A 26565-nucleotide genomic window follows, 5' to 3' on the forward strand; every position below is an offset into this window, starting at 1 on the left:
GATCATGGTCGATTCGGTGATAATGGTCTCGGTGATGGTCTCCATCGCCACATCGCCAATCACCGGCGCGGCTTCGTTAAGATAGATGCGAGAGACATCGCTCATCGACCACGGTGTTTTCGCCAGGGCCTGCTCCAGCGCGGCGAGGGTCCCGGCGATATTGTCCCGCGTCCCTTTCATGCCCGTCGTCGCGACGATCCCGCTGGCAACAAACGCCCTCGCCTGCGGGTCGTCGGACGCCAGCGCCACCTCGGTGGTGGCGTTGCCGATATCAATCCCGGCTATTAACGGCATGCTGACCTCCGCTTAGCTTCCTTTACGCAGCTTATGCCGCTGCTGATACACTTCCGCCGACTCCCGGACAAAGGCGGCATTCACTGTCGCATGCCAGGTGTGCTCCAGCTCGTCGGCGATCGCCAGCAGCTCCGCCTGCGAGGAGCGGAACGGGCGCAGCGCGTTATAGATAGCCAGAATGCGCTCGTCAGGAATGGCGATAAGCTCCGCCGCGCGGCGGAAATTGCGCGCCACCGCATGGCGCTGCATCTGCTCGGCAATCTGCGCCTGGTACTCAAGGGTCTGGCGGGAGATCCGCACATCCTGCGGGCCCACCTCGCCAGAGAGCACCTTCTCGAGGGTAATATCGGTCAATGGTTTGCCGGTAGGCGTCAGGATATGCTCCGGGCAGCGGGTGGCTAACGGATAATCCTGCACGCGCATGGTTTTCTCGCTCATGGTCACTCCCTTACTAAGTCGACGTGCAGGGTGACGGGCTCGGCGTCCTGCACCACATGTTTGGTCTCTTTGATATGAAATAGCGCGGCTTTGGCCATAAATTTCGGCCGCACCATCTGATCGTTCACCACCGGCACCGGCGAAGGTGACTCTTTGCGCGCATAGCGCGCGGCGTTTTTGCCAATCTGCCGGTAGGTCTCCAGCGTCAGCAGCGGCGCCTGGGAGAACAGCTCCAGGTTGCTGAGCGGCAGCAGATCGCGCTGATGGATGACCGTGGTCCCCTTCGACTGGATACCGATGCCGATCCCCGAGCCGCTCAGGTTGGCAGCATCCCAGGCCATAAAGGAGACGTCGGACGTGCGCAGAATGCGCACCACCCGGGCGTGAAGCCCCTCTTCTTCCACCCCGGCAATCAACTCTTTGAGGATCGCGCCATGGGGCATATCGATCAGAGTGTGATGCTGGTGTTTATCGAAGGCAGGGCCGACGCCGATCACCACTTCATCGGCACGTTCATCGGCAGAAGCTACCCCGCCCTCGCGGGTTTTCAGGGTAAAAGAGGGCTGAATTTGGGTTGTCTGTTGCACAGGAATACCGCCTTATTCAATGGTGTCAGGCTGAACCACGCCCGGAATATTTTTGATCTCCGCCCAGCGTTCGGCAGAGATGCGATAGCCGGTGCCCGGCCCCTGATAGTCATTGATGTCGTTGACCGCACTCACCACCTCGAACTGCCGATCGAGAATGGCCGAGGTCTGCAGGTAATCGCCGGTGACCCGCTGGCGCAGCATATTGAGAATATTGCTGGCGATATCCTCAAAGCCGCTGCGGCTCAGCGCGCCGACAATATCGAGGCCGGTGATGTTGCGCTTCATCATCTCTTCCACCGCACTCAGATCCTCCACCACGTTACGCGGCGGCATCTCGTTGCTACCGTGCGCGTAGGTGGCGGCCTCCACCTCCTCGTCGGCGATTGGCGGCAGCCCCAGCTCGCGGAAAACCGCCTGGATCGCCCGCGCCGCTTTCTGGCGAATGGCAATGGTTTCCGCCTCGGTCACCGGACGCAGGCCGCCGTCAACCATCAGGTCACGCTGCAGGATGTTGTAATCATCAAAATCTTCCGCATCGAAGTTCGAGCCGGCGAACATGTTGTCGTAGTTCGGCACCGCGCTGTAGCCGGAGAAAATAAAGTCGGTGCCCGGCAGCATCTGCATCAGGGTGCGCGCGGTGCGGCGAATATCCGAGTGGGAGAAAGTCTGGTCGTTGGCGGACGCCACTTCGAGGTCGAGCATAGAGGCGATCAGGTTTTCCGCCAGCACCGCCCGAATGCCCGACGGCACAGCGCCGGTCATGCCGATACAGCTCACCGCGCCGTTTTGCAGCCCCTGAACCCCGGCGCCTTTGGTAATGAAGATGCAGCGCGATTCGAGGTAGAGCATCGACTTGCTCTCCGAATAGCCCATCAGCGCTTCGGATCCGGTGCCGGAGGTGTAGCGCATTTTCAACCCGCGGGAGGCGTAGGCCGAGGCGAGGAACGCCTTTGACCACGGAGTATCATCGCCGTCGGTAAATACCGCTTCAGTGCCGTAGACCGACACCGTCTCGGCGTAGCTGGTTAAGCCACGCATGCCCAACTCCAGCTCGGTGGCCTCTTCCACCGAGCACTGCGTCAACACGCCGGGACGGCCGCACTGCGAACCGACCAACAGCGCCAGGGCGTTAAACGGCGCATAGCGCGCGATACCGACCGTGGTCTCCTGTTCTGAGAAGCCGCGGATCCCGGCCTCGGCGGCGTCAGCGGCAATCTGCACCGGATTATCTTTGAGATTGGTGACGTGGCACTGGTTGGAGGGGGTCCGGCGGGCACGCATCTTCTGCAGCGCCATCATCATCTCCACCACGTTCATCTGCGCCATCACCTCGACCGCTTTGGCCGGCGTGATGGCGGTAGTGATGGCAATGATCTCCTCCCGGCTGACGTGAATATCCACCAGCATGCGGGCTATTTCCACCGCCTCCAGGCGCATTGCCTGCTCTGTGCGCTCAACGTTGATCGCGTAATCGGCGATAAACCGGTCGATCATGTCAAACTGGTCCCGGCGTTTGCCGTCCAGTTCGACGATCAGACCGTTGTCCACTTTTACTGAAGAGACCGGGTCAAAGGGGCTGTCCATGGCGATCAGCCCCTCTTCAGGCCACTCGCCAATCAGCCCGTCCTGATTGACGGGGCGCTGGGCCAGTACTGCAAATCGTTTTGATCTTTTCATTGTTCATCGGCTCAAAAGGTGAAATCCGCAGACGGTAGCGAATACGCCGGGCCAGCGTCGTTGCCGCCCGGCCATTACCGGCAATAGCGGAACTTTAAATGAGCCAGTGGTGAAAAAAATAAATTTAATTTCGTTTCAATTTGGCACACGAAATCTACCGACAGTTTCACTATGAAACTTTACTCCGGCGGCAAAAATAAAAAATGTGATCGCTCGCAATGATATAAATCAATTAATAAAAAACGCCCTTAATTACGTTTTGCCGACGCTATTTTAACCCTATTGACTAAATCATGGCGGGCGACAAAATAACGCTGACAAAAATAAAGCAAGCCAACCGAATGGTAATAGTTTTTTACTATCGCCCCCTACTGACTATTCGCGCCAGCGTTATCCTGGTGCGGGAGAGAATGATGAACAAGAGCCAACAAGTTCAGACAATCACCCTGGCCGCCGCCCAGCAAATGGCGGCGGCGGTGGAAAAAAAAGCCACTGAGATCAACGTGGCGGTGGTGTTTTCCGTGGTTGACCGCGGAGGCAACACGCTGCTTATCCAGCGGATGGACGAGGCCTTCGTCTCCAGCTGCGATATTTCCCTGAATAAAGCCTGGAGCGCCTGCAGCCTGAAGCAAGGTACCCATGAAATTACGCCAGCGGTCCAGCCAGGACAATCTCTGTACGGTCTGCAGCTTACCAACCAACAGCGAATTATTATTTTTGGCGGCGGCCTGCCAGTTATTTTTAATGAGCAGGTAATTGGCGCCGTCGGCGTTAGCGGCGGTACGGTCGAGCAGGATCAATTATTAGCCCAGTGCGCCCTGGATTGTTTTTCCGCATTATAACCTGAAGCGAGAAGGTATATTATGAGCTATCGTATGTTTGATTATCTGGTGCCAAACGTTAACTTTTTTGGCCCCAACGCCATTTCCGTAGTCGGCGAACGCTGCCAGCTGCTGGGGGGGAAAAAAGCCCTGCTGGTCACCGACAAAGGCCTGCGGGCAATTAAAGATGGCGCGGTGGACAAAACCCTGCATTATCTGCGGGAGGCCGGGATCGAGGTGGCGATCTTTGACGGCGTCGAGCCGAACCCGAAAGACACCAACGTGCGCGACGGCCTCGCCGTGTTTCGCCGCGAACAGTGCGACATCATCGTCACCGTGGGCGGCGGCAGCCCGCACGATTGCGGCAAAGGCATCGGCATCGCCGCCACCCATGAGGGCGATCTGTACCAGTATGCCGGAATCGAGACCCTGACCAACCCGCTGCCGCCTATCGTCGCGGTCAATACCACCGCCGGCACCGCCAGCGAGGTCACCCGCCACTGCGTCCTGACCAACACCGAAACCAAAGTGAAGTTTGTGATCGTCAGCTGGCGCAACCTGCCGTCGGTCTCTATCAACGATCCGCTGCTGATGATCGGTAAACCGGCCGCCCTGACCGCGGCGACCGGGATGGATGCCCTGACCCACGCCGTAGAGGCCTATATCTCCAAAGACGCTAACCCGGTGACGGACGCCGCCGCCATGCAGGCGATCCGCCTCATCGCCCGCAACCTGCGCCAGGCCGTGGCCCTCGGCAGCAATCTGCAGGCGCGGGAAAACATGGCCTATGCTTCTCTGCTGGCCGGGATGGCTTTCAATAACGCCAACCTCGGCTACGTGCACGCCATGGCGCACCAGCTGGGCGGCCTGTACGACATGCCGCACGGCGTGGCCAACGCTGTCCTGCTGCCGCATGTGGCGCGCTACAACCTGATCGCCAACCCGGAGAAATTCGCCGATATCGCTGAACTGATGGGCGAAAATATCACCGGACTGTCCACTCTCGACGCGGCGGAAAAAGCCATCGCCGCTATCACGCGTCTGTCGATGGATATCGGTATTCCGCAGCATCTGCGCGATCTGGGGGTAAAAGAGGCCGACTTCCCCTACATGGCGGAGATGGCTCTGAAAGACGGCAATGCGTTCTCGAACCCGCGTAAAGGCAACGAGCAGGAGATTGCCGCGATTTTCCGCCAGGCATTCTGAGTGTTAACGAGGGGGCCGTCATGTCGCTTTCACCGCCAGGCGTACGCCTGTTTTACGATCCGCGCGGGCACCATGCCGGCGCCATCAATGAGCTGTGCTGGGGGCTGGAGGAGCAGGGGGTCCCCTGCCAGACCATAACCTATGACGGAGGCGGTGACGCCGCTGCGCTGGGCGCCCTGGCGGCCAGAAGCTCGCCCCTGCGGGTGGGTATCGGGCTCAGCGCGTCCGGCGAGATAGCCCTCACTCATGCCCAGCTGCCGGCGGACGCGCCGCTGGCTACCGGACATGTCACCGATAGCGACGATCATCTGCGTACGCTCGGCGCCAACGCCGGGCAGCTGGTTAAAGTCCTGCCGTTAAGTGAGAGAAACTGAATGTATCGTATCTATACCCGCACCGGGGATAAAGGCACCACCGCCCTGTACGGCGGCAGCCGCATCGAGAAAGACCATATTCGCGTCGAGGCCTACGGCACCGTCGATGAACTGATATCCCAGCTGGGCGTCTGCTACGCCACGACCCGCGACGCCGGGCTCCGGGAAAGCCTGCACCATATTCAGCAGACGCTGTTCGTGCTGGGGGCTGAACTGGCCAGCGATGCGCGGGGCCTGACCCGCCTGAGCCAGACGATCGGCGAAGAGGAGATCACCGCCCTGGAGCGGCTTATCGACCGCAATATGGCCGAGAGCGGCCCGTTAAAACAGTTCGTGATCCCGGGGAGGAATCTCGCCTCTGCCCAGCTGCACGTGGCGCGCACCCAGTCCCGTCGGCTCGAACGCCTGCTGACGGCCATGGACCGCGCGCATCCGCTGCGCGACGCGCTCAAACGCTACAGCAATCGCCTGTCGGATGCCCTGTTCTCCATGGCGCGAATCGAAGAGACTAGGCCTGATGCTTGCGCTTGAACTGGCTGGCGTCAATATCGTACTGCTTCATTTTGCGCCACAGGGTGGTGCGGCCGATATTGAGCAGCTGCGACATCTCCTGCACCCGCCCGCTGGTCACCCGGGCGGCGTGAATAATAGCTTCCTTTTCGATGGCGCTAAAGGTCAGGCTGGCCGGCAGCAGCGATGACGCGCTATCCCCGCCCGGCCGCTCGGAAAAGAGATATTCCGGCAGATTACTCAGGCGAATGTGGCCGTTGTCGCTGCTGATGGCGATATTCTCAATGACGCTGTTGAGCTCAAAATCATTCCCCGGCCACGAGTAGGCCACCAGCTGCGCCAGCGCGTCATCGTCCACTTTCAGTCGCGAAGAGAAACGCTTCTCCAGGCTCTTCAACCGGTTATGCACCAGCGACGGAATACTGTTGCGTCGGGCGCGCAGCGGCGGGATGACGATCTCAAAGGAGTGCAGCGCATAGTACAGCTGGCGGCTAAAGCGGTTCTGTTCCACCAGATTGGCCAGATCGACGGTGGTGGTGGCAATCACCTTCACATCCACCGGGATCAGGCGCCGGGCGTCGAGGCGGGTGAGCACGCCCTGCTTAATCACCTGCAGCAGAGCCGACTGCAGCTCCGGCGCCAGATACTCGATCTTTTCCAGAAACAGGGTGCCGCCGTTGGCCAGCTCAAGGCGGCTCAGGCGACCATTTTCATCGTCGGTAGGGGCGCTGCCCATAAAGTCCTGGCCCAGCACGCTGTCGGCATATAGCTGGCAGTTGACGGCGATGTAGGGGCCGCCCGCCCGTTCGCTTTCATTGTGAATAGCCTGGCTCAGCAGCTCTTTCCCGACCCCCTCTTCGCCGCACAGTAGCACCGGGAAGCCGCCGCGCGCCGCCTGGCGGCCAAAGTGGATCAGGCGTCGGGTTTCCGGATCGTCGGCAGACATCTGCTCAAAGGTGTGGCTGACTTTACCGAGCTGGCTGGTCATCAGCTGCCGCATCTGCTCCACCGGATGCAGCAGCAGAATAAAACTGTTGCCTTGCGCCTCGACAATCGGTTTTAAGGTGATCACCGCGTCGACAAACTGATGCTGACTTTCAAAGGTGACTTCGACGTGATTCAGGCCGCGGGCGTGTTTGATGGCGCGGCGCAGCAGCGCCGGGAGGGTCACCAGATCGGCGATATTTTTCCCCTGGCTGGCCTGAGCATCAAGATGCAGCAGTCTCGCCGCCTGAACATTGAGAAACTGCAGCACGCCCTGTTCGTTCCACGCCATCACCCCATCGTCCATGCTCTCCAGCAGGCCGTACATCTGATTGAGGTGACGGTTGGATTCCGCCAGCAGGCTGTCGGTAAGCAGGGAGTTACCCACCTCGCGGGCGATGGCCAGCGTCAGGGAGAGGTCGGCGCTGGACTGGTGCTCGACCAGACAGCAAAGCGAGATAGAGCCGAACAGCCGCCCGTGGTTATCAAACACCGGCGTCGAGCAAAAACTCCATGGCTGTAGCGCCTGCTTAAAATGCCGATCGCCGGCGGTGTTGATCGGCTGGCCCTGCATCGCGGCCAGCGACAGCGCGCAGGTGCCGATAATGCTCTCCGCACAATAGCTGCCGTCGCGAAATCCCAGGGCAGCCAGCTGGGCCAGGGTTTGCGGCTCGCCGCAACGGCTCAGGATGCAGGCGGACTCATCAAGAATAAACAGCGCGCAGGGGCGGCCGTCCATAAACTCCCAGGCGTCTTCCAGCGCCGCCTGGCCGATGGTGAGCAGCGCGGTTTTACGCCGACAGATGGAGTCGAAGGTCAGGCCCTGGGCCTGGTGCGGCGTTTGCCAGGTTTCGCGCTGCATAAACTTGCTGCAGCGGTGCCATGACTGGGCAATGACGGAAGAGACCGCCTTCCCGGTATCCTGAGTCTGAACAGTCATATCCTTTTCCGCGTTGTACCATAGAGAACCCCTCCGGCAGCGACTGCCGGAGGGGAGAAAGAAAAACCGCTGACCTGGGCCAGCGGTTTAGCCACCGCGAATTAACGCGCCAGCCACTGCTGGCCTAACAGATCGGCGGTGAGGATAGCGGCATGGACGCTCTCCGGGGTCACCGCAAACGGCATATTATGGATGGTTTCCCCTTCCGCGCAGGTAGCTTTCGCCACCGCGGCGATTTTCTCGTCGATCCCCTCTTTGACGCCCATCTGCGCGAGCGTCACCGGCAGGCCGACGCGCTGGCAGAAGCCCAGCACCGTTTCAATCTCGTCCATCGGGCTGTTCTGCAGCACCAGCTGCGCCAGGGTACCGAAGGCCACTTTCTCACCGTGATACAGGTGATGGCACTCTTCAAGAATGGTGAAACCGTTGTGGATTGCATGGGCAGCGGCCAGGCCACTGCTTTCAAAGCCAATGCCGCTGAGGTAAGTGTTCGCCTCGATGATGCGCTCCAGCGCTTCGGTCACTACCCCTGCCTGCGCCGCCAGACGGGCCTTTTCGCCCTCCGCCAGCAGCGTATCATAGCACAGGCGGGCGAGGCTCAGCGCCGCCTCGGTGGACTGTCCTCCGGCCATGCTGGTGGCGCGCGCATCGTAGCAAGCTTTGGCCTCGAACCAGGTGGAGAGCGCATCGCCCATGCCGGAGACCAGCAGGCGTACCGGCGCTTTGGCGATAATCGCCGTGTCCATCACCACCATATCCGGGTTTTTCGGATAGATCAGATACTCTTCAAACTCGCCCGCTTCGGTGTAGATCACCGACAGCGCGCTGGTTGGCGCATCGGTCGAGGCGATGGTCGGGATCACCACCACCGGCAGCTTCTGGTAGTAACCGATCGCCTTCGCGGTATCGAGGGTTTTACCACCGCCGATCCCGACCACGCCGCGGCAGCCCTGTTTTTGCAAAATCGCCATCAGACGGTTGATTTCCGCATGGCTGCATTCACCGTTAAACCGTTCCGCATGGCAGCGAATATCGTGGCTCTGCAGGCCATTCACCACTTTCTCTCCCGCCAGCTTCATTACGAAATCGTCGGCGATGACGAAGAAGCTCTCCGCCAGGTTTTTGGCATATTGACCGAACAGAACAGCAGCATCAGGACCCTGAAGATATTTGGCTGGAGATTGAATAACTTTTAGCATTCCTTTCACCCTCAAATAAGTGCGCATGTAGACATGATGAGCCCTGGCGTTATCCGCGCCGGCCAGTGAAGCGCGGCCTGAACGGAGCGTACCGGAGCAGTGCGATCACTGTAGGGCCGGCAGGGAACAAAAAAATCTTTCGCCTTTTTGTTCTGATATGAAACACAGGTTAATTTTTTACGTTCCATATTGGAACAAAAAACCCTAGTCTCTGTCAGGATTGCGATCCCGATCCGCTCCTTTGCCGCATAATGCCCTTACAATCCTCCGTGTTTGACCGCCTTTTCTCCCGCAGTCGGCAGAAAATCAGCAAAAAATTTTTTTCCCACCCGCTTCGCCGGCTATCCTGACCGCCGCTTATGGCAGAAGAAAAAAAGCGCGCCAGCTCGCATTTTCACCATATCCTCAGCAAAAACGTTCCATAAAGAAACAAAATCAGGAAGCAATGTTTCGTAATGAAACCCGATCGTCGGGGCATTCTTTTTTTCGTCCGCTCAGCCAGAATCATCATATCGCCAGGCACGCTCCACCGTCAGACGATACCCCTACGCGATGACCGCCTCCGCCAGCAGAGAGGCGGCATCGAACCTTCTCCAACGGAGCACTGAATAATGAAAAAGCTGATTAACCGTGTTGAAGATGTACTGAATGAACAATTACAGGGGCTGGCTAAAGCCCATCCGCAGCTGACCCTGCATCAGGACCCGCTGTATGTGACCCGCACCGACGCGCCGGTGGCTGGCAAGGTGGCCCTGCTCTCCGGCGGCGGCAGCGGACATGAACCGATGCACTGCGGCTATATCGGCCAGGGCATGCTCTCCGGCGCCTGTCCGGGGGAAATCTTCACCTCGCCGACGCCGGACAAAATGTTTGAATGCGCGATGCAAATTGACGGCGGCGAAGGCGTCTTGCTAATTATCAAAAACTATACCGGCGACATCCTGAATTTTGAGACCGCCACCGAACTGCTGCATGAGAGCGGCATTAAAGTCACCACCGTGGTGGTCGACGACGACGTGGCAGTGAAAGACAGCCTCTATACCGCCGGTCGTCGCGGCGTCGCCAACACCGTACTGATCGAAAAACTGGTCGGCGCCGCCGCCGAGCGCGGCGACTCGCTGGAAGCCTGCGCTGAACTGGGCCGCCGCCTGAACAATCTCGGCCACTCGATTGGTATCGCCCTTGGCGCCTGCACCGTACCGGCTGCCGGGCAGCCATCCTTTACGCTGAAAGATGACGAGATGGAGTTCGGCGTCGGCATTCACGGCGAGCCGGGCATCGACCGCCGCCGCTTCAGCTCGCTGGACCAAACCGTCGATGAGATGTTCGATACCCTGCTGGAAAACGGCGCTTACAGCCGCACGCTGCGCCAGTGGGATACCGTCAAGGGCGCGTGGCAGGAAGTGCAGCAGAGCAAAACCGCGCTGCAAAACGGCGACCGGGTTATCGCGCTGGTTAATAACCTCGGCGCCACTCCGCTTTCCGAACTGTATGGCGTGTATAACCGCCTTGCCCAGCGCTGCGAAGCGTCCGGCATCATCATCGAACGCAACCTCATCGGCAGCTACTGTACTTCGCTGGATATGGCGGGCTTCTCCATCACTCTGCTGAAAGTGGATGACGAGACGCTGACGCTATGGGACGCCCCGGTTCACACCCCGGCGCTGAACTGGGGAAACTAAGGAGCACGACATGTCACTGAACAGAACGCAAATCGTCGACTGGCTGTACCGCTGCGGCGATATTTTCACCAAAGAGAGCGATTTTCTCACCGGCCTCGATAAAGAGATTGGCGACGCCGACCACGGTCTCAATATGCACCGCGGTTTCAGTAAAGTGGTCGAAAAGCTGCCGTCGATTGCCGATAAAGATATTGGCTTTATCCTCAAAAACACCGGCATGACGCTGCTCTCCAACGTCGGCGGCGCCAGCGGCCCGCTGTTCGGCACCTTCTTCATTCGCGCCGCGCAGGTGACCCAGGCCCACCAGAGCCTGACGCTCGACGAGCTGTACCTGATGATCCGCGAAGGTGCGGACGGTGTCGTCAATCGCGGCAAAGCGGAGCCAGGGGATAAAACCATGTGCGACGTCTGGCTGCCGGTGGTGGACTCCCTGCGCCAGTCCAGCGAGCAGCACCTGTCGATCGCCGCCGCGCTGGATGCCGCCTGCGAAGTGGCCGAGCGTGCGGCCCACGCCACCATCACTATGCAGGCGCGTAAAGGCCGCGCCAGCTATCTCGGCGAGCGCAGCATCGGACATCAGGATCCCGGCGCGACCTCGGTGCTGTTTATGGTTCAGATGCTGGCCGCCGCCGCCAAAGAGTAAGGAAATTGCGATGGTAAACCTGGTTATTGTTTCTCATAGCGCCCGGCTGGGCGAAGGTGTCGGAGAACTGGCCCGGCAGATGTTAATCAACGATGGCTGCAAACTGGCGATCGCCGCCGGGATCGACGATCCCGACAGCCCGATCGGCACCGATCCGCTTAAAGTCATGGAGGCGATCGAATCCGTGGCCGATACCGATCACGTGCTGGTGATGATGGATATCGGCAGCGCGTTGCTCAGCGCCGAAACCGCCCTCGATCTGCTCGATCCGGCGATTGCCGCGAAGGTGCGACTGTGCGCCGCGCCGCTGGTGGAAGGGACGCTGGCGGCCACCGTCAGCGCTGCCTCCGGCGCCGGGATCGACAAGGTGATCGCCGACGCCATGAGCGCCCTGGAGGCCAAGCGGGTTCAGCTGGGTTTACCTTCGCCAACTTCTGACGCCGCGCCGGCGCCGATGCTTGCCGACGACGGCGACACAAAATCGGTGTCAGTCATTATTAACAATCACAACGGCCTGCACGTGCGTCCGGCGTCGAAGCTGGTCGCCGCGCTGGCGGGCTTTAACGCCGATCTGCTGCTGGAGAAAAACGGGAAGTGCGTCAAACCGGACAGCCTCAACCAAATCGCGCTATTGCAGGTCCGCCGCAACGATAAGCTGCGCCTGCTGGCCCGCGGTCCGGATGCCGACGCGGCGCTGGCGGCGTTTCAGGCGCTGGCCGCCGATAACTTCGGTGAATCGCCTGCGGCGCAACCGGCAGCGGCTCCGGCAACGCCCGAGCGCGTCGAAGGCGCTGCCCTGCGCTATCCGCTGGCCCTGATCCAGCCGCTCCGCCCGGCTGCCGCCGATGCCGCCCGCGAGCAGCAGCGCCTGCGCCAGGCCATTGACCAGACGCTGGCGGATCTTATCGCCCTGACCGAGCTGGCGGAAAATAAATTTCACGCCGATATCGCGGCGATCTTCGCCGGGCACCACACCCTGCTCGACGATGACGATCTGTTTGATGCCGCCAACGATCGCCTGCTCACCGAACAATGCACGGCGGAATGGGCATGGCATCAGGTGTTGATGGAGCTCAGCCAGCAGTATCGCCAGCTGGATGACCCCTACCTGCAGGCGCGCTATATCGATATCGAAGATATTTTGCAGCGCACCCTGCGCCATCTGCAGGGCGTTCAGGAGAGAGTGCCGACGCCCGGCGAGCCAACAATTATTATTGCCGACAACATTTATCCCTCAACCGTCTTACAGCTGGATGCCAGCTTCGTTAAAGGCCTGTGCCTGCGCGATGGCAGCGAACAGGCTCACGGCGCGATTATCGCCCGCGCGGCGGGGATCGCCTGGCTGAGCCAGCAGGGCGAGGCGCTGAACAGCGTGCAGCCCGGCGAGACTATCGTGCTCGATATGCGCCACCAGCGCCTTATCCGTGACTAAAATTCACGTTGACCGTTACCGCTCCGGGGGCCTGCCTCCGGAGGGTGAGTTTTCGCTTACTCTTCAGGAACCACTATGTCTCAATTCTTTTTTAACCAGCGCGCCAGCCTCGTCAACGATGTGATTGAGGGTACCATTATCGCCAGCCCGTGGAATAACCTCGCCCGTCTGGAGAGCGACCCGGCGATCCGGGTGGTGGTCCGTCGCGATCTGAATAAAAACAACGTGGCGGTGATCTCCGGCGGCGGCGCCGGCCATGAACCGGCGCACGTCGGCTTTATTGGTAAAGGCATGCTGACCGCCGCGGTCTGCGGCGATCTGTTCGCCTCGCCGAGCGTCGACGCGGTGCTCACCGCCATTCAGGCAGTGACCGGCGAGGCGGGCTGCCTGCTGATCGTCAAAAACTACACCGGCGATCGGCTTAACTTCGGTCTGGCGGCGGAGAAAGCGCGCCGACTCGGCTACAACGTGGAGATGCTGATCGTCGGCGACGATATTTCGCTGCCGGATAACAAACAGCCGCGCGGCATCGCCGGGACCATTCTGGTGCATAAAGTGGCGGGCTATTTCGCCGAGCGCGGCTTCAACCTCGCCACCGTCCTGCGTGAAGCGCAATACGCCGCCAGCCATACCGCCAGCATCGGGGTGGCGCTGGCCAGCTGCCACCTGCCGCAGGAAGCCGACAGCGCGCCGCGCCATCAGGCCGGTCACGCCGAGCTGGGAATGGGCATCCACGGTGAGCCGGGCGCCTCGACGATCGCCACGCAAAACAGTGCGGAAATCGTTAACCTGATGGTGGAAAAACTGACCGCCGCCCTACCGGAAACCGGCCGCCTGGCGGTGATGCTCAATAACCTCGGCGGCGTGTCGGTGGCTGAGATGGCGATTCTGACCCGCGAGCTGGCCAACACCCCGCTGCAGGCGCGCATTGACTGGTTAATAGGCCCGGCCTCGCTGGTGACGGCGCTGGATATGAAAGGCTTCTCGCTGACCACCATCGTGCTGGAGGAGAGTATTGAGAAAGCGCTGCTTTCGGATGTGGAAACCGCCAGCTGGCAGAAGCCGGTGCAGCCGCGGACTATCAACGTCGTGCCGTCCACCCTCGACAGCGCCCGGGTGGATTTTACACCCTCGGCCAACCCACAGGTGGGCGATTACGTGGCGCAGGTGACCGGCGCCCTCATCGATCTTGAAGAACATCTCAACGCGCTGGATGCCAAAGTAGGCGACGGCGATACCGGCTCCACCTTCGCCGCCGGGGCGCGCGAGATTGCCGAGCGGCTCGAGCGTCAGCAGCTGCCCCTGAACGATCTGCCAACGCTCTTCGCGCTGATCGGCGAACGCCTGACGGTGGTGATGGGCGGCTCCAGCGGGGTATTGATGTCTATCTTCTTCACCGCTGCCGGGCAGAAGCTGGGGCAAGGCGCCAGCGTGGCCGAGGCGCTGAACGCCGGTCTGGAACAGATGAAGTTTTACGGCGGCGCCGATGAGGGAGACCGGACGATGATCGACGCTCTGCAGCCGGCCCTGGCGGCGCTGCTGGCCGAACCGGAGAATCTGCAGGCCGCTTTCGCCGCGGCGCAGGCCGGGGCGGATCGCACCTGCCAGTCAAGCAAAGCCGGCGCCGGACGCGCGTCCTATCTCAACAGCGATAGCCTGCTCGGCAACATGGACCCCGGCGCCCACGCGGTGGCGATGGTGTTTAAGGCGCTGGCGGAACGCTAAGCCTTCCCCGGTGGCGCTGCGCTTACCGGGGCGATGTAACACCGCCGAATAGCAGGTCGGGTAAGGCGTAAGCCGCCACCCGACAAAAAACGGCACCGCCGGTAGCCCGGATAAGGCGCGACGCGCCGCTATCCGGGTTTTACCACGATGGCTTTTTACTTGCTGTGCCAGTACGCCTGGGAACGCACCAGCTGCTGATCGATGCTCTCGTCTTCAAAGCGCGCCAGCAGCGATTTCACCACCGCGCCTTCGCCGGTCAGCCAGATAAAATAATCCTCCGCCGGCACCTTCACCTGCGCCAGACGCTCGGCGACGAAGGCCGGATTGTGGCCCACCACCCACTCGATGTTAAAGCCGTCGAGATCCGCCAGATAATCTTTATACGACGCATCGGCGATAGTAACGATGGCCGTCACCTGCGGCCTCGCCGGCAGCTGGCGTAATCCCAGCAGACGACGGCGCAGCGCCGGCATGCCGGACTCATCGCAAACATACAGCTGCCAGGCATAATCTTCCGGCACCACCAGCGAGCCGCGCGGGCCGCCGATCACCAGCTTATCGCCCACTTTTGCTTCCAGCGCCCAACGGCTGGCGATACCGCCATCGTGGATATAGAAATCGTAAGCCAGCTCGTGACGTTCGGCATCGTACAGCGGCGTATAGTCGCGGGTGGCAGGCCGCACGCCTTCCCCCCAGTCAATCCCCTCCTCGGTCACCTGCGGCGGGGTAAATGCCGCGCCCGGCTCGGGGAAAAAAAGCTTGGTATGGTCGTCAAAGCCGTGAGAGGCGAAGCCTTCCAGCGCCTCGCCTCCCAGCACGATACGCTGGAACGCCGCGCCTGCGCGCTCCACGCGCAGCACCGTCAGCTCACGGAAACGCAGCTCATTGCGGACACGCTGCGGGTACTTGTCTGCTTTGGTTTTTGTCATCATCGATTGCCTTCGTGAACGGTAAATAGATATATCTAAACTTGATGCAAATGATAATGATTGCCAACTAAAAAGAATGCAAGTCTTTTTTTGATATAGTCAAAACAAACCGCATCAAAATCCACAGACAGAAAACAATCACATATATATCAACATCTTAAAAAATAAATAGCAACCAGCATTGCGAACATTCATTTTTTAGATATAAATTAGATATATCAAAAAACAGCAGGAGGTAACCATGCGACATCATCATGAAGAAGGGCGTGGGCCACGCGGGCGCCACGGTGATCCCAGCGAACACGGCGACCATGGCCGCCGCCGCGGCGGACGTCGCCAGCGTTTCTTTGGCCACGGCGAACTGCGGCTGATCATTCTGGATATCCTCAGCCGCAGCGCCAGCCATGGCTATGAGCTGATCAAAGAGATCGAAACGCTTACCCAGGGGAACTACAGCCCCAGCCCGGGGGTGATCTATCCGACGCTGGATCTGCTCCAGGACCAGGGCCTTATCAGCGTGGAAGACGACAACGGACGCAAGAAAATCCTTATCAGCGAGGAAGGAAAACAGCTGCACGCCGAGAACCAGGAGCACCTGGCCCATATCCAGGAGCGTCTGCAGGCGCGGATGGTCGGCTGCGAGCTGCGCCGCGATCCGCAGATGAAGCGCGCGCTGGAAAACTTCAAAGCGGTCCTCGACCTGAAAGTGAACCAGCAGGCCAGCAGTGCCGCCCAGCTCAAGCAGATCATCGGCATTATTGACCGGGCGGCGATGGAGATCTCTCAGCTCGACTAAGCCTCTTTTTCCACCACCGGCTGCCCCGCGCTGGGGCAGCCCGCACCACGGCGGATCGCCCCGTCTATTGCCGCCAGGCAGAAAATCTCGTCAGCTCAGGAATAAAACGTGCCAATAGTGGCGCAATGAGATTAAATTTTACACAATTCGTCTTTTGCTTTGCATTTATCCCGATTTTCACCGCTTCTGCCGAACTGGCGTAATCCCTGCAATACTTAATCCAGTATCGTGTGATACGTCCGCCCCAGGAGCACATTTTGAACAGGTTACCTTCCAGCGCATCGGCTCTGGCCTGCAGCGCACACGCACTGAATCTCATTGAAAAGCGCACGCTTGATCATGAGGAAATGAAAGCACTTAACCAGGAGGTCAGGGAATACTTTAAAGAGCATGTGAATCCGGGGTTTTTAGAGTATCGAAAATCGGTCACAGCCGGCGGGGATTACGGAGCCGTAGAGTGGCAAGCGGGAGGGTTAAATACGCTTGTCGACACCCAGGGACAGGAGTTTATCGACTGCCTTGGTGGGTTTGGCATCTTCAATGTAGGGCACCGTAATCCAGTTGTGGTATCCGCCGTCGAGAATCAACTCGCGAAACAACCGCTTCACAGTCAGGAGCTGCTGGACCCGCTGCGGGCGATGCTGGCGAAAACGCTGGCGGCCTTAACGCCCGGCAAGCTCAAATACAGTTTCTTCTGCAACAGCGGTACCGAATCGGTAGAGGCGGCCATCAAGCTGGCGAAAGCCTATCAGTCGCCGCGCGGTAAATTTACCTTCATCGCCACCAGCGGCGCGTTCCACGGTAAATCGTTAGGCGCGCTGTCGGCCACCGCGAAATCGACCTTCCGCAAACCCTTTATGCCGCTGCTGCCGGGCTTCCGCCACGTGCCGTTCGGCGATATCAACGCCATGCGCACCATGCTGAGCGAGTGCAAGAAAACCGGCGACGACGTCGCGGCGGTGATCCTCGAGCCGATTCAGGGCGAAGGGGGCGTGATCCTCCCGCCAGCGGGGTATTTGCCGGCGGTGCGTAAACTGTGCGACGAGTTTGGCGCATTGCTGATCCTCGACGAAGTGCAGACCGGCATGGGCCGCACCGGCAAGATGTTCGCCTGCGAGCATGAGAACGTCCAGCCGGACATTCTGTGTCTGGCGAAAGCGCTCGGCGGCGGTGTGATGCCGATCGGCGCGACGGTGGCGACGGAAGAGGTCTTCTCGGTGCTCTTCGATAACCCGTTCCTGCACACCACCACCTTCGGCGGCAACCCGTTGGCCTGTGCGGCGGCGCTGGCGACGATCAACGTGCTGCTGACGCAAAACCTGCCGGCGCAGGCGGCGCAGAAAGGCGATATGCTGCTGGACGGTTTCCGCCTGCTGGCGCAGGAGTATCCGGACCTGGTGAATGAAGTGCGCGGGAAAGGCATGCTGATGGCCATTGAGTTTGTCGATAACGAGATTGGCTACGACTTTGCCAGCGAGATGTTCAGACAGCGGGTGCTGGTCGCCGGGACGTTAAACAACGCCAAGACGATCCGCATTGAACCGCCGCTGACGCTCACCCTTGAGCAGTGCGAACAGGTGCTGAAGGCGGCGCGCAAGGCGCTGGCGGCCCTGCGCGTTTCGGTCGAAGAAGCGTAATAAAGTGTCCTTCACCCTCTCCCTCTGAGAGGGTGAAGGATAACCCTCACACCTGCGGTAACAGGCCGATAAAGCTGCGCTTCTGCCGCGGCTGCGACATCATCTCCTCCAGCTTTTCGACGCAGGCTAAATAGTGCGGCGTCTTCTTATGCGCCAGCACCGCCTCATCGTCTTTATAGGCTTCGTAGATAAAAAAGCGGGTTTTCACCTCGGGATCCTGCAGGACATCAAAGCGCAGGTTGCCTGGCTCCTGCAGCGCGCCCTCGTGGTTGGCGCGAAACACCTCGAGAAACTCATCCACCCGCTCGGGTTTAATATTGATCTCCACTAGCGTGACGTTCATTTCAGCTCTCCCTGTTTCTCTTCCTGCCAGAACTGATACGCTTCGCGCGCGTTCAGATTCTCATGCACCACCTTTTTCACCGCCTTAAGCATCGCGCGCGGGGCGCTGGACTGGAAGATGTTGCGCCCCATATCCACCCCGGACGCGCCCTGGTCGATCGCCCGCCAGCACATCTCCAGCGCCTCATGCTCCGGCAGTTTTTTACCGCCGGCGATAACGATCGGCACCGGACAGCTGGCGGTCACTTTTTCAAAGCCTTCCTCAACGAAATAGGTCTTCACAAACTGCGCCCCCATTTCGGCGGCAATCCGGCTGGCCAGCGAGAAGTAGCGCGCATCGCGGGTCATCTCTTTGCCGACGCCGGTAACCGCCAGGACCGGCATACCGTAGCGATTGCCGGCGTCCACCAGTTTGATGATGTTATTGATCGACTGATGTTCGTATTCGCTGCCGATATAGACCTGCGCCGCCACCGCGCATACGTTGAGCCGCAGCGCGTCTTCCATCGCCACCGCCACGCATTCGTTGGAGAGTTCGCTCAAAATCGAATTGCCGCCGGAGGCGCGGAGCACCACCGGCTTATTGGTGGCCGCCGGTACCTGGCTGCGCAGTACGCCGCGGGTGCACATCAGCACGTCGGTGTCGGCAAACAGCGGCGCAATCGACAGGTCGATACGCTCAAGCCCGGTCGTTGGCCCCTGGAAGTAGCCGTGATCGAAGGCCAGCATCACCGTGCGGTTGCTGTGCGGATTAAAAATGCGCGCCAGCCGCGACTGCATGCCCCAATCCAGCGAGCCGCAGCCTTTCAGGGTATACAGCGTATTCTGCTGCGGGCGGTCGATGCCGAAGTCCTTCCCCTCTTTGATATCGTCTAAATCTGCCATCTCATCCTCCGTCAGAAGTCGTAGTTGTTGATGTTCTCTTTGCTGAACACCACGCGCTCCGGCAGCAGCACGATACCGTTGCCCTTCGCCTCATACTGATAGCCCTGCACGCTGTTCGGTTCGACCTTCAGCGAGCCGATATCTTTCACCTCAACGCTGTCGCCTACGTTAAGATCGCCCTTTTTCAGTAATCGATCGGCGACGTTAACCGCAATTTTGCCCTGCTGAACCACATCCCACAGGCCGAACGCTTTCACCGTGCCGCGCTCAACGTACGGACGCATCACGTTCGGCGTACTAAAGCCGACGATCGCCACGCCCTGACGCTTGAGGTTCTCTGCCGCCTGCGCCGCCGCCGGCAGCGCATTGGCATCCGGCGCGATAATGGCGTCGAGATCCGGATAGGCTTTTAAGATCCCCTCGGCGGTTTGTAGCGATTTGGTGGCATCGTTATAGCCAAACTGGGTGGTGACGATTTGCCACTGCGGATGCTCTTTTTCGATTTTGGCTTTGGCTTCCTTCACCCACTGGTTCTGGTCGGTCACCGTCGGGCTGGAGTAGAAAAACGCTACCTTGGCAGTAGGCTTCGTCACCTGCTTTTCCGCCATCTCGACCAGCAGGCCGCCAAGCTGCTGCGGCGTGCCCTGATTGATATAGATGCTGCGGCACTCCGGCTTGGTATCGGAATCCCAGGTCAGGACTTTCACCCCGCGCTGCATCGCCCGCTTCAGCGCCGGACACAGGCCGTCCGGCGAGACGGCGGAAACGATAATCGCGTTGTAGCCCTGGTTGACGAAGTTGTTGATAAGCTGCACCTGGCCGGAGACACTGGGCTCGGTTGGGCCGTCATAGGTGACATCCACGCCCAGCGCTTTCCCCGCCTCTTTCGCGCCGTTGCCGCCGCTGGTAAAGAAGCCGACGCCGACCAGCTTAGGAATAAAGGCGATGCGGTCCGCCGCCTGCGCGGTAACCACGCTCATCGCCAGCGCCAGCACGATCAGTTTTAATTTCATTTTATGCTCCGATTGTTTTATGCGAGAAAAGACGCCGCCAGGTCGCGCGCACCCATTCACGGTGCAGGCTCAGCGAACGCCCCATCACCACCACAACCAACAGCGCCCCTGACAGCGCGCTCGACACCTGGTTGGGGATGCCGACCATCTGTAAACCCTGTTGCAGATACCCCACCAGCAATGCCGCCAGCGCGGTACCCAGTATCGATCCCGAGCCGCCGTAAATATTGGCCCCGCCGAGCACCGCCGCGGTCAGCGCCGGCATCAGCAGGTCGCGGCCTAAATCCGAACGTGCCGAGCCGAAATAGGAGACCATCACCAGCGCCGCGACCGCCGAGGCGACGCCAACCAGGCCATACAGCACGTACGGGATGCCGTTCACCGACAGCGCGGCATAGCGCGCGGCGCGCGGGTTTTGCCCGAGTAAAAAGAGGTGGCGGCCAAAGCGCCCGCGATGGGTCAGCAGCCAGAAGAAAAAGGTGATAATCGCGAACAGCACCAGCGGCAGCGGCAGTCCGGCGAGGGTTAAATTGGCGAAGGCGGTGAAGCTATCGGGAAAACCGCCAATCCCCTCGTAACCGGTCGCGCCGGCCATCCCGGAAAGCAGCAGCGCGCCGCCGCCGTACAGATACAGCGTACCAAGCGTGATCACCAGCGGGCTGATGCCGGTGTAGTGGATCAGCGCGGCGTTGAATAACCCGCACAGCAGTCCCAAGAGCAACGTCAGCGATACCGCGAGCCACAGCGGCCAGCCCGCCTGGGTCATCACCCCGAGGGCGATGGCGCACAGGCCGATGGTCGAGCCCAGCGAAATATCGATCCCGCCGCTGATGATCACCAGCGTCAGCGGCAGCGCGACGATGCCGATGCAGATAAAGTCGCTGGTGCTAAAGAGCAGCATATTGAGATCCAGCATGCGCGGATTCAGCGCGCCGAACAGCAGGATCTCCACGATCAGCAACGCCAGCAGCGCGCTTTCCCAGTTAAGCTTCAGCTTCATTTAAGCCACCTCTTTGCTTTTGCGTTCGGGAAAGCGGGCAACCTGTTTCCCCCCTTTGTTACCGGGCTGGAAACGGCTGTACTTTAGCGCCCGCTGATGGCGGGCCAGCGCCTGGCGCAGGCGGCCATCGAGCACCAGCACGCCGAGCAGCACCAGACCGGCGATAAAGTCATTCCACCAGGCGGGAAGGCGGAACAGCACCAGTACGGTGTCGATTTGGGTAAGGAAAAAGGCGCCGAGAAACGCGCCGAGCAGCGTACCGGTACCGCCAAGCAGCGAGATCCCGCCCAGTACGCAGGCGGCGATGGCTTTCATCTCCAGGCCGCTGCCGGTCTGATTAGGCACAAAACCAATCTGCGCGGCGAAGACGATCCCGGCGCAGGCCGCCAGCATACCGTTGAGAGTAAAGGCCAGCATCCGCGTGCGGTTGACCGCCACGCCCAGCTGGCGCGCGGCGGCGAGGTTATCGCCAACGGCGTAAAAATCACGACCAAAGGCGGTGCGCGACAGCAGCCAGCCGCCCGCCAGCAGCAGCGCCAGCACCAGCCAGCCCAGCGGCGACACGCCGATAAACGCAGGCTCCGAGAGCGATTTCAGGCTGTCGGGCAAGCCCTCGATCCATTTCCCGCCGGTCCACAGCAGCATTACCCCGCGATACAACCCCAGCGTGCCGAGCGTCGCGACGATCGCCGGAATGCGCAGCCCCACGACCAGCAGGCCGTTAAACGCCCCGGCCAGCGCGCCAATCGCCAGCGCGAAGGCGATAGCCGTCGCCAGCCCGTAGCCGTTGTTCAGCGCCACGCCGACGGCGATGGCGCATAGCCCAACAGTTGAACCTACCGACACGTCAATATTGCGGGTCAGCATCACCAGGGTCGCGCCCAATGCCAGCAGGCAGAGGATTTGCGAGCTGGCGAAAATCATCGCCAGGGTCTGCAGGCTGAAATAGGCCGGATTGAGCGCCACCAGCACAACAAAGAGCGCCACGATGGCAAAGAAGGCGCTCAGTTCGCGATTCTTGAGTAACGTTTTCATGCCTGCCCTCCGAAGGCCAGGGTCATCATGCGATCGACGGTCACCGCCTGCCGCGCCAGCTCGCCGCTGTAGCGGCCCTGATGCATCACCAGCACCCGGTCGGCCAGGCCGATGAACTCATCCAGATCGGAGGAGATCATCAGCACTGCCACATTTTGCGCGGCGACGCTTTTCAGCAGCTGATAGATATCGGCGCGGGCGGAGACATCCACGCCGCGCGTCGGCTCATCGACAATTAGCAGCAGCGGGTTGGCCTCCAGACAGCGCGCCAGCAGCACCTTCTGCTGGTTACCGCCAGAGAGAGTGCGCACCGGCTGATCGCCATCGGCCAGCTTGATCCCCAACGCCCGGTGATAGCGCTCAACCACCGCCGCCTCCCGTTTCCCCTGCTGCCACCACGACGGCTGATTGAACATCACCGTGTTCCAGCGCACCGGCGCATCAAGAAACAGCCCCGAGACCTGGCGGTCTTCCGGCAGATAGACCAGCCCGCTGGCCAGCCGGGCTCGGGTGCTGTCATTACTAATCTCGCGATTCTCCAGCCAGATCCGCCCGGCGCGTGGTGGACGCAGGCCGTATAAGGTTTCAGCAAATTCGGTGCGCCCGGATCCCACCAGCCCGGCGAGGCCGACGATCTCCCCGGCGCGGATCTCCAGATTGAGATCGATAAAGCCTTCTCCGGTAAGATCCTCCACCCGCAGCACGGGAAAATCCTGCGCCTGGGTGCGGCGGTTGCCCGGCAGCGCCAGCCACAGCTTTTGCGTGTCGCTCAGCGTATGGTCGCGGCTGGCCGGCGTCATAGCGCTAATCAGTTGCTCATCGCGGTAAGTTGCGGTCTCGCCGCTCAGCACTACCGCCCCGTCGCGCATCACCGAAATATGGCTGGCAAGCTGGCGGATTTCGGGCAGTTTGTGCGAGATAAACACGATCCCCACGTCCAGCGCCTGTAACGCGCGGATCTGGCTAAACAACCTCTCCGTTTCGCCCGGGGTTAAAGAGGCGGTGGGTTCATCAAGGATCAGGATCCGCGCTTCGCGCATCAGGCCGCGCAGGATCTCGACCATCTGTTGATCGGCTACCTCGAGCGTGCTGGCGCTGGCATCGAGGTTGATCTGGCAGTTCAGTTGCTGCAGTTTTTCCTGCAGTCGCGCGGCGGTATCCGCCCGCTTCGGCAAACGAAAGAGAATGTTCTCGCGCACGCTGAGGTTGGGAAACAGCATCGGCTCCTGCGGCACCAGATAGATGCCCAGCTGGTGGGCCAGCGCCGGGCTGAGGCGCGCAAACGCGCGGTCGCCGATCGTCAGTTCACCGCTATCCGGGGTTTCGACGCCGGCGATGATCTTCATCAGCGTCGATTTACCCGCGCCATTGCCTCCCATCAGGGCATGCACCTGGCCCGCGCATAGCGTAAAGTCGATGCCCTTCAGCACGGCAACGCCGGAGAACTGTTTGCGGATCTGGCGAGCTTCAAGCAGTGGCTTCATCGTCGCGCCTCGTTTGAACAAATGATTTTTAAATTTAATAATGTTCAAAAGCGTAGACGGTGAACTATATTTACAACCGTGCGAAGATCACAGTTTGGTGCTTTAGATCCTCAGGAAAAAATGGGCCAGCGATGAAAGATCCGTTTTGCCAGTCGGCTCACACTTTCCGGCCGCGCAATAGCGAACATATGATCTAAATTTTTATAAGAGTTCAATTTATGAGCGAAAAACGCATTACGGAAGAGAACCGCTACGCCGGGCTGGCGTTAGCCGAGGAAGAGCTGGTGGCGCGGGTGGCGTGGTGCTACTACCACGACGGCCTGACACAAAATGACATCGGCGAGCGTTTGGGGCTGCCGCGGCTGAAGATTTCCCGCCTGCTGGAGAAAGGCCGTCAGTCCGGGGTGATCCGCGTGCAGATCAACTCGCGCTATGAGGGCTGTCTGGCACTGGAAAGTGAACTCCAGCAGCGTTTTGGCCTCAAGATTGCCCGCGTACTGCCGGCGCTCAACACCCCGCCGATGAATACCCGGCTGGGGATCGGCGCGGCGCAGTCGCTGATGGGTATTCTGCAGCCGGGACAGCTGCTGGCGGTCGGCTTCGGCGAAGCCACCATGAGCTGCCTGCAGCATCTCAGCGGCTTTATCGGCTCGCAGCAGGTGCGGCTGGTGACCCTCTCCGGCGGCGTCGGCCCCTATATGACCGGTATTGGCCAGCTGGATGCCGCCTGCAGCGTCAGCATTATCCCGGCGCCGCTGCGGGTCTCTTCGGCGGAGGTCGCCGAGATCCTGCGCCGTGAGTCGAGCGTGCGCGACGTGATCCTCGCGGCGACGGCGGCGGACGCGGCGGTGGTTGGCATCGGCGCCATCGATCAGCGGCGCGACGCGACCATCCTGCGCTCCGGCTATATCAGCGAGGGCGAACAGCTTATGTACGCCCGCAAAGGCGCGGTCGGCGACATTTTAGGTTATTTCCTGCAGGCCGACGGCAGGCCGGTAGAAGGACTGGAGATCCATCGGGAACTGCTCGGCGTGACCCTTGATGAGCTAGCGCAGCTGCCGACCATCGTTGGCGTCGCCGGGGGAGAAGAAAAAGCGCAGGCGATTTATGCCGCTCTGATTGGCAAGCGCATTAATGGCCTGGTAACGGAAGAGACAACAGCACGCGCGGTGCTTACCCTGGCCTCCTGACGGCCAGGCGCCGCGCGACCACAGCGAGGCGCATGTCATGAGTTACCTGTTAGCGTTAGATGCCGGGACCGGCAGCATTCGGGCGGTTATTTTCGATCTTAATGGCCGCCAGCTGGCGGTAGGCCAGGCCGAATGGAAACACCTGAGCGTTGATAACGTCCCCGGCTCGATGGAGTTCGACCTTACCACCAACTGGCAGCTGGCCTGCCAGTGCATTCGCCAGGCGCTCGACGCCGCCCGGCTCTCTGCCGCCGATATTCAGTCTGTCGCCTGCTGTTCGATGCGCGAAGGCATCGTTCTCTATGACCGCAACGGCGAGGCCATCTGGGCCTGCGCCAACGTCGATGCCCGCGCCAGCCGCGAAGTGGCGGAGCTTAAGGAGATCCACGACTATCGCTTCGAATCCGAGGTATACGAGGTCTCGGGACAAACCCTGGCGCTCAGCGCCATGCCGCGCCTGCTGTGGCTGGCGCACCACCGCCCCGATATCTACCGCAAAGCGGCAACCATCACCATGATCAGCGACTGGCTGGCGGCGAAGCTTTCCGGCGAGCTGGCGGTCGACCCGTCAAACGCCGGCACCACCGGCATGCTCGATCTGTTCAGCCGCGACTGGCGTCCGGCGCTGCTGGATATGGCCGGGCTGCGCGCCGATATGCTGTCGCCGGTCAAAGAGACCGGTACCCTGCTGGGCGCCGTCACCGAAGCGGCGGCGCAGCAGAGCGGCCTGCGCGCCGGGACGCCGGTGGTGATGGGCGGCGGCGACGTCCAGCTCGGCTGCCTGGGCCTTGGGGTGGTGCGCGCCGGGCAAACTGCGGTACTCGGCGGCACTTTCTGGCAGCAGGTGGTCAACCTGCCGCAGGTGCGCACCGATCCGCAGATGAATATTCGTGTTAATCCTCATGTCATTCCCGGCATGGCGCAGGCGGAATCGATCAGCTTCTTTACCGGCCTGACCATGCGCTGGTTTCGCGACGCCTTCTGCGCTGAAGAAAAACTAATTGCCGAGCGGCTCGGCGTCGATGCCTATTCGCTGCTGGAGGAGATGGCCAGCCGCGTCCCCGCCGGTTCCCACGGCGTGATGCCTATTTTTTCCGACGCTATGCACTTTAAGCAGTGGTACCACGCCGCGCCGTCGTTTATTAACCTCTCCATCGATCCGGAAAAGTGCAATAAAGCGACCCTGTTCCGCGCGCTGGAAGAGAACGCGGCGATTGTCTCCGCCTGCAACCTCGCGCAGATCTCGCAGTTCTCCGGGGTGACATTCGACAGCCTGGTGTTTGCCGGCGGCGGCTCTAAAGGCGCGCTGTGGAGCCAGATCCTCAGCGACGTCACCGGCCTGCCGGTGCGGGTGCCGGTGGTCCGCGAAGCCACCGCGCTGGGCTGCGCCATCGCCGCCGGAACCGGCGCCGGGCTGTATGACGATATGGCCAGCACCGGAGAGCGGTTAGTGAGCTGGCACCGCGAGTTCACCCCAAATCCGCAGCATCGCGAGCTGTATCAGGAGATGATGAGCAAGTGGCAGACGGTGTACGCCGATCAGCTTGGCCTTGTCGATAGCGGGCTGACAACGTCGATGTGGCAGGCGCCGGGTCTGGAGCGCCGCCAGCGCGTTGCGTCTTCCCCCTCACCCTAACTACCGGTGCCGCTCCGCCTTTCCCCCCCCTCTCCCTTTGGGAGAGGGCCGGGGTGTGGGGCAACGCTTCGCCGTTCTTTGAATCCCATCACAATCACCGCAC

General features: G+C 60.6%; 24 protein-coding genes and 2 pseudogenes. 13 read left to right on the forward strand and 13 right to left on the reverse strand.

What is annotated here, in order from left to right; all coding sequences use genetic code 11:
- From KHQ28_RS12600 to KHQ28_RS12615, 4 genes and pseudogenes are all read right to left on the reverse strand, one after another.
- A pseudogene (locus tag KHQ28_RS12600) lies at positions 1-294 on the reverse strand (diol dehydratase reactivase subunit alpha); the annotation flags it as partial.
- Between the two features lie 12 nt (positions 295-306).
- The gene (locus tag KHQ28_RS12605) at positions 307-732 is read right to left on the reverse strand and encodes a glycerol dehydratase small subunit DhaB3 (protein WP_002917670.1); all 426 of its coding nucleotides are present in this window, start codon (positions 730-732) and stop codon (positions 307-309) included.
- A 2-nt stretch (positions 733-734) separates the two neighbouring features.
- Positions 735-1319 carry a propanediol/glycerol family dehydratase medium subunit gene (locus tag KHQ28_RS12610; RefSeq protein ID WP_002917672.1) on the reverse strand — a complete coding sequence of 195 codons (585 nt, stop codon included), beginning with the start codon at positions 1317-1319 and terminating at the stop codon, positions 735-737.
- A 12-nt stretch (positions 1320-1331) separates the two neighbouring features.
- Positions 1332-2999, reverse strand: a complete 1668-nt coding sequence (locus KHQ28_RS12615) for a propanediol/glycerol family dehydratase large subunit (RefSeq protein WP_002917676.1) — start codon at positions 2997-2999, stop codon at positions 1332-1334.
- A gap of 413 nt (positions 3000-3412) precedes the next feature.
- Between KHQ28_RS12615 and KHQ28_RS12620 the strand changes: the two genes are divergently transcribed.
- The 4 genes from KHQ28_RS12620 to KHQ28_RS12635 are packed head-to-tail and all read left to right on the forward strand — an operon-like array spanning position 3413 to position 5931.
- The gene (locus tag KHQ28_RS12620; RefSeq protein WP_014599267.1) at positions 3413-3841 is read left to right on the forward strand and encodes a heme-binding protein; all 429 of its coding nucleotides are present in this window, start codon (positions 3413-3415) and stop codon (positions 3839-3841) included.
- 21 nt (positions 3842-3862) lie between these two features.
- Positions 3863-5026 carry a 1,3-propanediol dehydrogenase gene (dhaT, locus tag KHQ28_RS12625; protein ID WP_004150927.1) on the forward strand — a complete coding sequence of 388 codons (1164 nt, stop codon included), beginning with the start codon at positions 3863-3865 and terminating at the stop codon, positions 5024-5026.
- A gap of 20 nt (positions 5027-5046) precedes the next feature.
- The gene (locus KHQ28_RS12630) at positions 5047-5400 is read left to right on the forward strand and encodes a glycerol dehydratase reactivase beta/small subunit family protein (RefSeq protein ID WP_002917678.1); all 354 of its coding nucleotides are present in this window, start codon (positions 5047-5049) and stop codon (positions 5398-5400) included.
- Complete coding sequence (locus KHQ28_RS12635) at positions 5401-5931, forward strand: cob(I)yrinic acid a,c-diamide adenosyltransferase (protein ID WP_002917679.1); 531 nt, start codon at positions 5401-5403, stop codon at positions 5929-5931.
- On the opposite strand, the gene dhaR is transcribed toward KHQ28_RS12635, so the two are convergent.
- Both dhaR and KHQ28_RS12645 read right to left on the reverse strand, forming a co-directional pair.
- The gene (dhaR, locus tag KHQ28_RS12640; protein ID WP_002917680.1) at positions 5909-7834 is read right to left on the reverse strand and encodes a dihydroxyacetone kinase operon transcriptional regulator DhaR; all 1926 of its coding nucleotides are present in this window, start codon (positions 7832-7834) and stop codon (positions 5909-5911) included. The two genes, KHQ28_RS12635 and dhaR, sit on opposite strands and share 23 nt — an antisense overlap.
- A 101-nt stretch (positions 7835-7935) precedes the next feature.
- The gene (locus tag KHQ28_RS12645) at positions 7936-9033 is read right to left on the reverse strand and encodes a glycerol dehydrogenase (RefSeq protein ID WP_002917681.1); all 1098 of its coding nucleotides are present in this window, start codon (positions 9031-9033) and stop codon (positions 7936-7938) included.
- A 269-nt stretch (positions 9034-9302) separates the two neighbouring features.
- Between KHQ28_RS12645 and KHQ28_RS12650 the strand changes: the two are divergent.
- The 5 genes and pseudogenes from KHQ28_RS12650 to KHQ28_RS12670 all read left to right on the forward strand — a co-directional run bounded on the left by KHQ28_RS12650 (position 9303) and on the right by KHQ28_RS12670 (position 14515).
- Positions 9303-9489, forward strand: a pseudogene (locus KHQ28_RS12650) (hypothetical protein).
- 155 nt (positions 9490-9644) lie between these two features.
- Complete coding sequence (dhaK, locus tag KHQ28_RS12655) at positions 9645-10715, forward strand: dihydroxyacetone kinase subunit DhaK (protein WP_002917682.1); 1071 nt, start codon at positions 9645-9647, stop codon at positions 10713-10715.
- Positions 10716-10725: 10 nt separating this feature from the next.
- Positions 10726-11358, forward strand: coding sequence for a dihydroxyacetone kinase subunit DhaL (gene dhaL / locus KHQ28_RS12660; protein ID WP_004181378.1), 633 nt, complete (start codon positions 10726-10728; stop codon positions 11356-11358).
- A gap of 10 nt (positions 11359-11368) precedes the next feature.
- Positions 11369-12790 carry a dihydroxyacetone kinase phosphoryl donor subunit DhaM gene (gene dhaM / locus KHQ28_RS12665; RefSeq protein WP_004174229.1) on the forward strand — a complete coding sequence of 474 codons (1422 nt, stop codon included), beginning with the start codon at positions 11369-11371 and terminating at the stop codon, positions 12788-12790.
- A 75-nt stretch (positions 12791-12865) separates the two neighbouring features.
- Positions 12866-14515, forward strand: a complete 1650-nt coding sequence (locus KHQ28_RS12670) for a glycerone kinase (protein ID WP_004150929.1) — start codon at positions 12866-12868, stop codon at positions 14513-14515.
- A gap of 155 nt (positions 14516-14670) precedes the next feature.
- Here the strand turns inward: KHQ28_RS12670 and KHQ28_RS12675 are convergent, their stop codons facing one another.
- Positions 14671-15447 (reverse strand): siderophore-interacting protein, encoded by a 777-nt coding sequence (locus KHQ28_RS12675; RefSeq protein ID WP_004144829.1) that lies wholly within the window; start codon positions 15445-15447, stop codon positions 14671-14673.
- A gap of 238 nt (positions 15448-15685) precedes the next feature.
- Here KHQ28_RS12675 and KHQ28_RS12680 point away from each other — a divergent pair, with 238 nt between their 5' ends.
- Entirely contained in the window at positions 15686-16240 is a 555-nt protein-coding gene (locus tag KHQ28_RS12680; protein WP_032418345.1) for a PadR family transcriptional regulator, read from the forward strand.
- 257 nt (positions 16241-16497) lie between these two features.
- Positions 16498-17877, forward strand: a complete 1380-nt coding sequence (ygjG, locus tag KHQ28_RS12685) for a putrescine aminotransferase (RefSeq protein WP_021465185.1) — start codon at positions 16498-16500, stop codon at positions 17875-17877.
- Positions 17878-17923: 46 nt separating this feature from the next.
- On the opposite strand, the gene lsrG is transcribed toward ygjG, so the two are convergent.
- The 6 genes from lsrG to lsrA are packed head-to-tail and all read right to left on the reverse strand — an operon-like array spanning position 17924 to position 23636.
- Positions 17924-18220, reverse strand: a complete 297-nt coding sequence (gene lsrG / locus KHQ28_RS12690; protein WP_002917723.1) for a (4S)-4-hydroxy-5-phosphonooxypentane-2,3-dione isomerase — start codon at positions 18218-18220, stop codon at positions 17924-17926.
- The gene (lsrF, locus tag KHQ28_RS12695; protein WP_002917724.1) at positions 18217-19104 is read right to left on the reverse strand and encodes a 3-hydroxy-5-phosphonooxypentane-2,4-dione thiolase; all 888 of its coding nucleotides are present in this window, start codon (positions 19102-19104) and stop codon (positions 18217-18219) included. Before lsrF ends, lsrG begins: the two co-directional genes overlap by 4 nt.
- Before the next feature lie 11 nt (positions 19105-19115).
- A complete protein-coding gene (lsrB, locus tag KHQ28_RS12700; RefSeq protein ID WP_004185763.1) occupies positions 19116-20117 on the reverse strand; it encodes an autoinducer 2 ABC transporter substrate-binding protein LsrB in 1002 nt (333 codons plus the stop codon).
- Between the two features lies 1 nt (position 20118).
- Positions 20119-21117: an autoinducer 2 ABC transporter permease LsrD gene (lsrD, locus tag KHQ28_RS12705; protein WP_002917727.1), complete on the reverse strand. Its 999-nt coding sequence runs from the start codon at positions 21115-21117 to the stop codon at positions 20119-20121.
- Positions 21118-22152 carry an autoinducer 2 ABC transporter permease LsrC gene (gene lsrC, locus KHQ28_RS12710; protein ID WP_004174225.1) on the reverse strand — a complete coding sequence of 345 codons (1035 nt, stop codon included), beginning with the start codon at positions 22150-22152 and terminating at the stop codon, positions 21118-21120.
- Positions 22149-23636: an autoinducer 2 ABC transporter ATP-binding protein LsrA gene (gene lsrA, locus KHQ28_RS12715; RefSeq protein WP_004889660.1), complete on the reverse strand. Its 1488-nt coding sequence runs from the start codon at positions 23634-23636 to the stop codon at positions 22149-22151. Before lsrA ends, lsrC begins: the two co-directional genes overlap by 4 nt.
- A gap of 218 nt (positions 23637-23854) precedes the next feature.
- On the opposite strand from lsrA, the gene lsrR reads away from it, so the two are divergent.
- Positions 23855-24826 carry a transcriptional regulator LsrR gene (gene lsrR / locus KHQ28_RS12720; protein ID WP_004144837.1) on the forward strand — a complete coding sequence of 324 codons (972 nt, stop codon included), beginning with the start codon at positions 23855-23857 and terminating at the stop codon, positions 24824-24826.
- A 37-nt stretch (positions 24827-24863) separates the two neighbouring features.
- The gene (gene lsrK, locus KHQ28_RS12725; RefSeq protein WP_004149900.1) at positions 24864-26462 is read left to right on the forward strand and encodes an autoinducer-2 kinase; all 1599 of its coding nucleotides are present in this window, start codon (positions 24864-24866) and stop codon (positions 26460-26462) included.
- Positions 26463-26565: the final 103 nt, after the last annotated feature.

The sequence above is a fragment of the Klebsiella sp. 28 genome (assembly GCF_018223905.1).
Lineage (GTDB): Bacteria > Pseudomonadota > Gammaproteobacteria > Enterobacterales > Enterobacteriaceae > Klebsiella > Klebsiella pneumoniae.

Excerpts from the sequence above, each read along its gene's own strand:
- KHQ28_RS12620 (WP_014599267.1), top strand. The coding sequence starts at position 3,413 with ATGAACAAGAGCCAACAAGTTCAGACAATCACCCTGGCCGCCGCCCAG.
- KHQ28_RS12670 (WP_004150929.1), top strand. The coding sequence starts at position 12,866 with ATGTCTCAATTCTTTTTTAACCAGCGCGCCAGCCTCGTCAACGATGTG.
- lsrA (WP_004889660.1), bottom strand. The coding sequence starts at position 23,636 with ATGAAGCCACTGCTTGAAGCTCGCCAGATCCGCAAACAGTTCTCCGGC.
- lsrB (WP_004185763.1), bottom strand. The coding sequence starts at position 20,117 with ATGAAATTAAAACTGATCGTGCTGGCGCTGGCGATGAGCGTGGTTACC.
- KHQ28_RS12605 (WP_002917670.1), bottom strand. The coding sequence starts at position 732 with ATGAGCGAGAAAACCATGCGCGTGCAGGATTATCCGTTAGCCACCCGC.
- KHQ28_RS12680 (WP_032418345.1), top strand. The coding sequence starts at position 15,686 with ATGCGACATCATCATGAAGAAGGGCGTGGGCCACGCGGGCGCCACGGT.
- lsrC (WP_004174225.1), bottom strand. The coding sequence starts at position 22,152 with ATGAAAACGTTACTCAAGAATCGCGAACTGAGCGCCTTCTTTGCCATC.
- lsrF (WP_002917724.1), bottom strand. The coding sequence starts at position 19,104 with ATGGCAGATTTAGACGATATCAAAGAGGGGAAGGACTTCGGCATCGAC.
- KHQ28_RS12615 (WP_002917676.1), bottom strand. The coding sequence starts at position 2,999 with ATGAAAAGATCAAAACGATTTGCAGTACTGGCCCAGCGCCCCGTCAAT.
- lsrD (WP_002917727.1), bottom strand. The coding sequence starts at position 21,117 with ATGAAGCTGAAGCTTAACTGGGAAAGCGCGCTGCTGGCGTTGCTGATC.
- dhaK (WP_002917682.1), top strand. The coding sequence starts at position 9,645 with ATGAAAAAGCTGATTAACCGTGTTGAAGATGTACTGAATGAACAATTA.
- dhaL (WP_004181378.1), top strand. The coding sequence starts at position 10,726 with ATGTCACTGAACAGAACGCAAATCGTCGACTGGCTGTACCGCTGCGGC.
- lsrG (WP_002917723.1), bottom strand. The coding sequence starts at position 18,220 with ATGAACGTCACGCTAGTGGAGATCAATATTAAACCCGAGCGGGTGGAT.
- lsrK (WP_004149900.1), top strand. The coding sequence starts at position 24,864 with ATGAGTTACCTGTTAGCGTTAGATGCCGGGACCGGCAGCATTCGGGCG.
- dhaR (WP_002917680.1), bottom strand. The coding sequence starts at position 7,834 with ATGACTGTTCAGACTCAGGATACCGGGAAGGCGGTCTCTTCCGTCATT.
- KHQ28_RS12635 (WP_002917679.1), top strand. The coding sequence starts at position 5,401 with ATGTATCGTATCTATACCCGCACCGGGGATAAAGGCACCACCGCCCTG.
- lsrR (WP_004144837.1), top strand. The coding sequence starts at position 23,855 with ATGAGCGAAAAACGCATTACGGAAGAGAACCGCTACGCCGGGCTGGCG.
- dhaM (WP_004174229.1), top strand. The coding sequence starts at position 11,369 with ATGGTAAACCTGGTTATTGTTTCTCATAGCGCCCGGCTGGGCGAAGGT.
- KHQ28_RS12675 (WP_004144829.1), bottom strand. The coding sequence starts at position 15,447 with ATGATGACAAAAACCAAAGCAGACAAGTACCCGCAGCGTGTCCGCAAT.
- KHQ28_RS12645 (WP_002917681.1), bottom strand. The coding sequence starts at position 9,033 with ATGCTAAAAGTTATTCAATCTCCAGCCAAATATCTTCAGGGTCCTGAT.
- dhaT (WP_004150927.1), top strand. The coding sequence starts at position 3,863 with ATGAGCTATCGTATGTTTGATTATCTGGTGCCAAACGTTAACTTTTTT.
- KHQ28_RS12630 (WP_002917678.1), top strand. The coding sequence starts at position 5,047 with ATGTCGCTTTCACCGCCAGGCGTACGCCTGTTTTACGATCCGCGCGGG.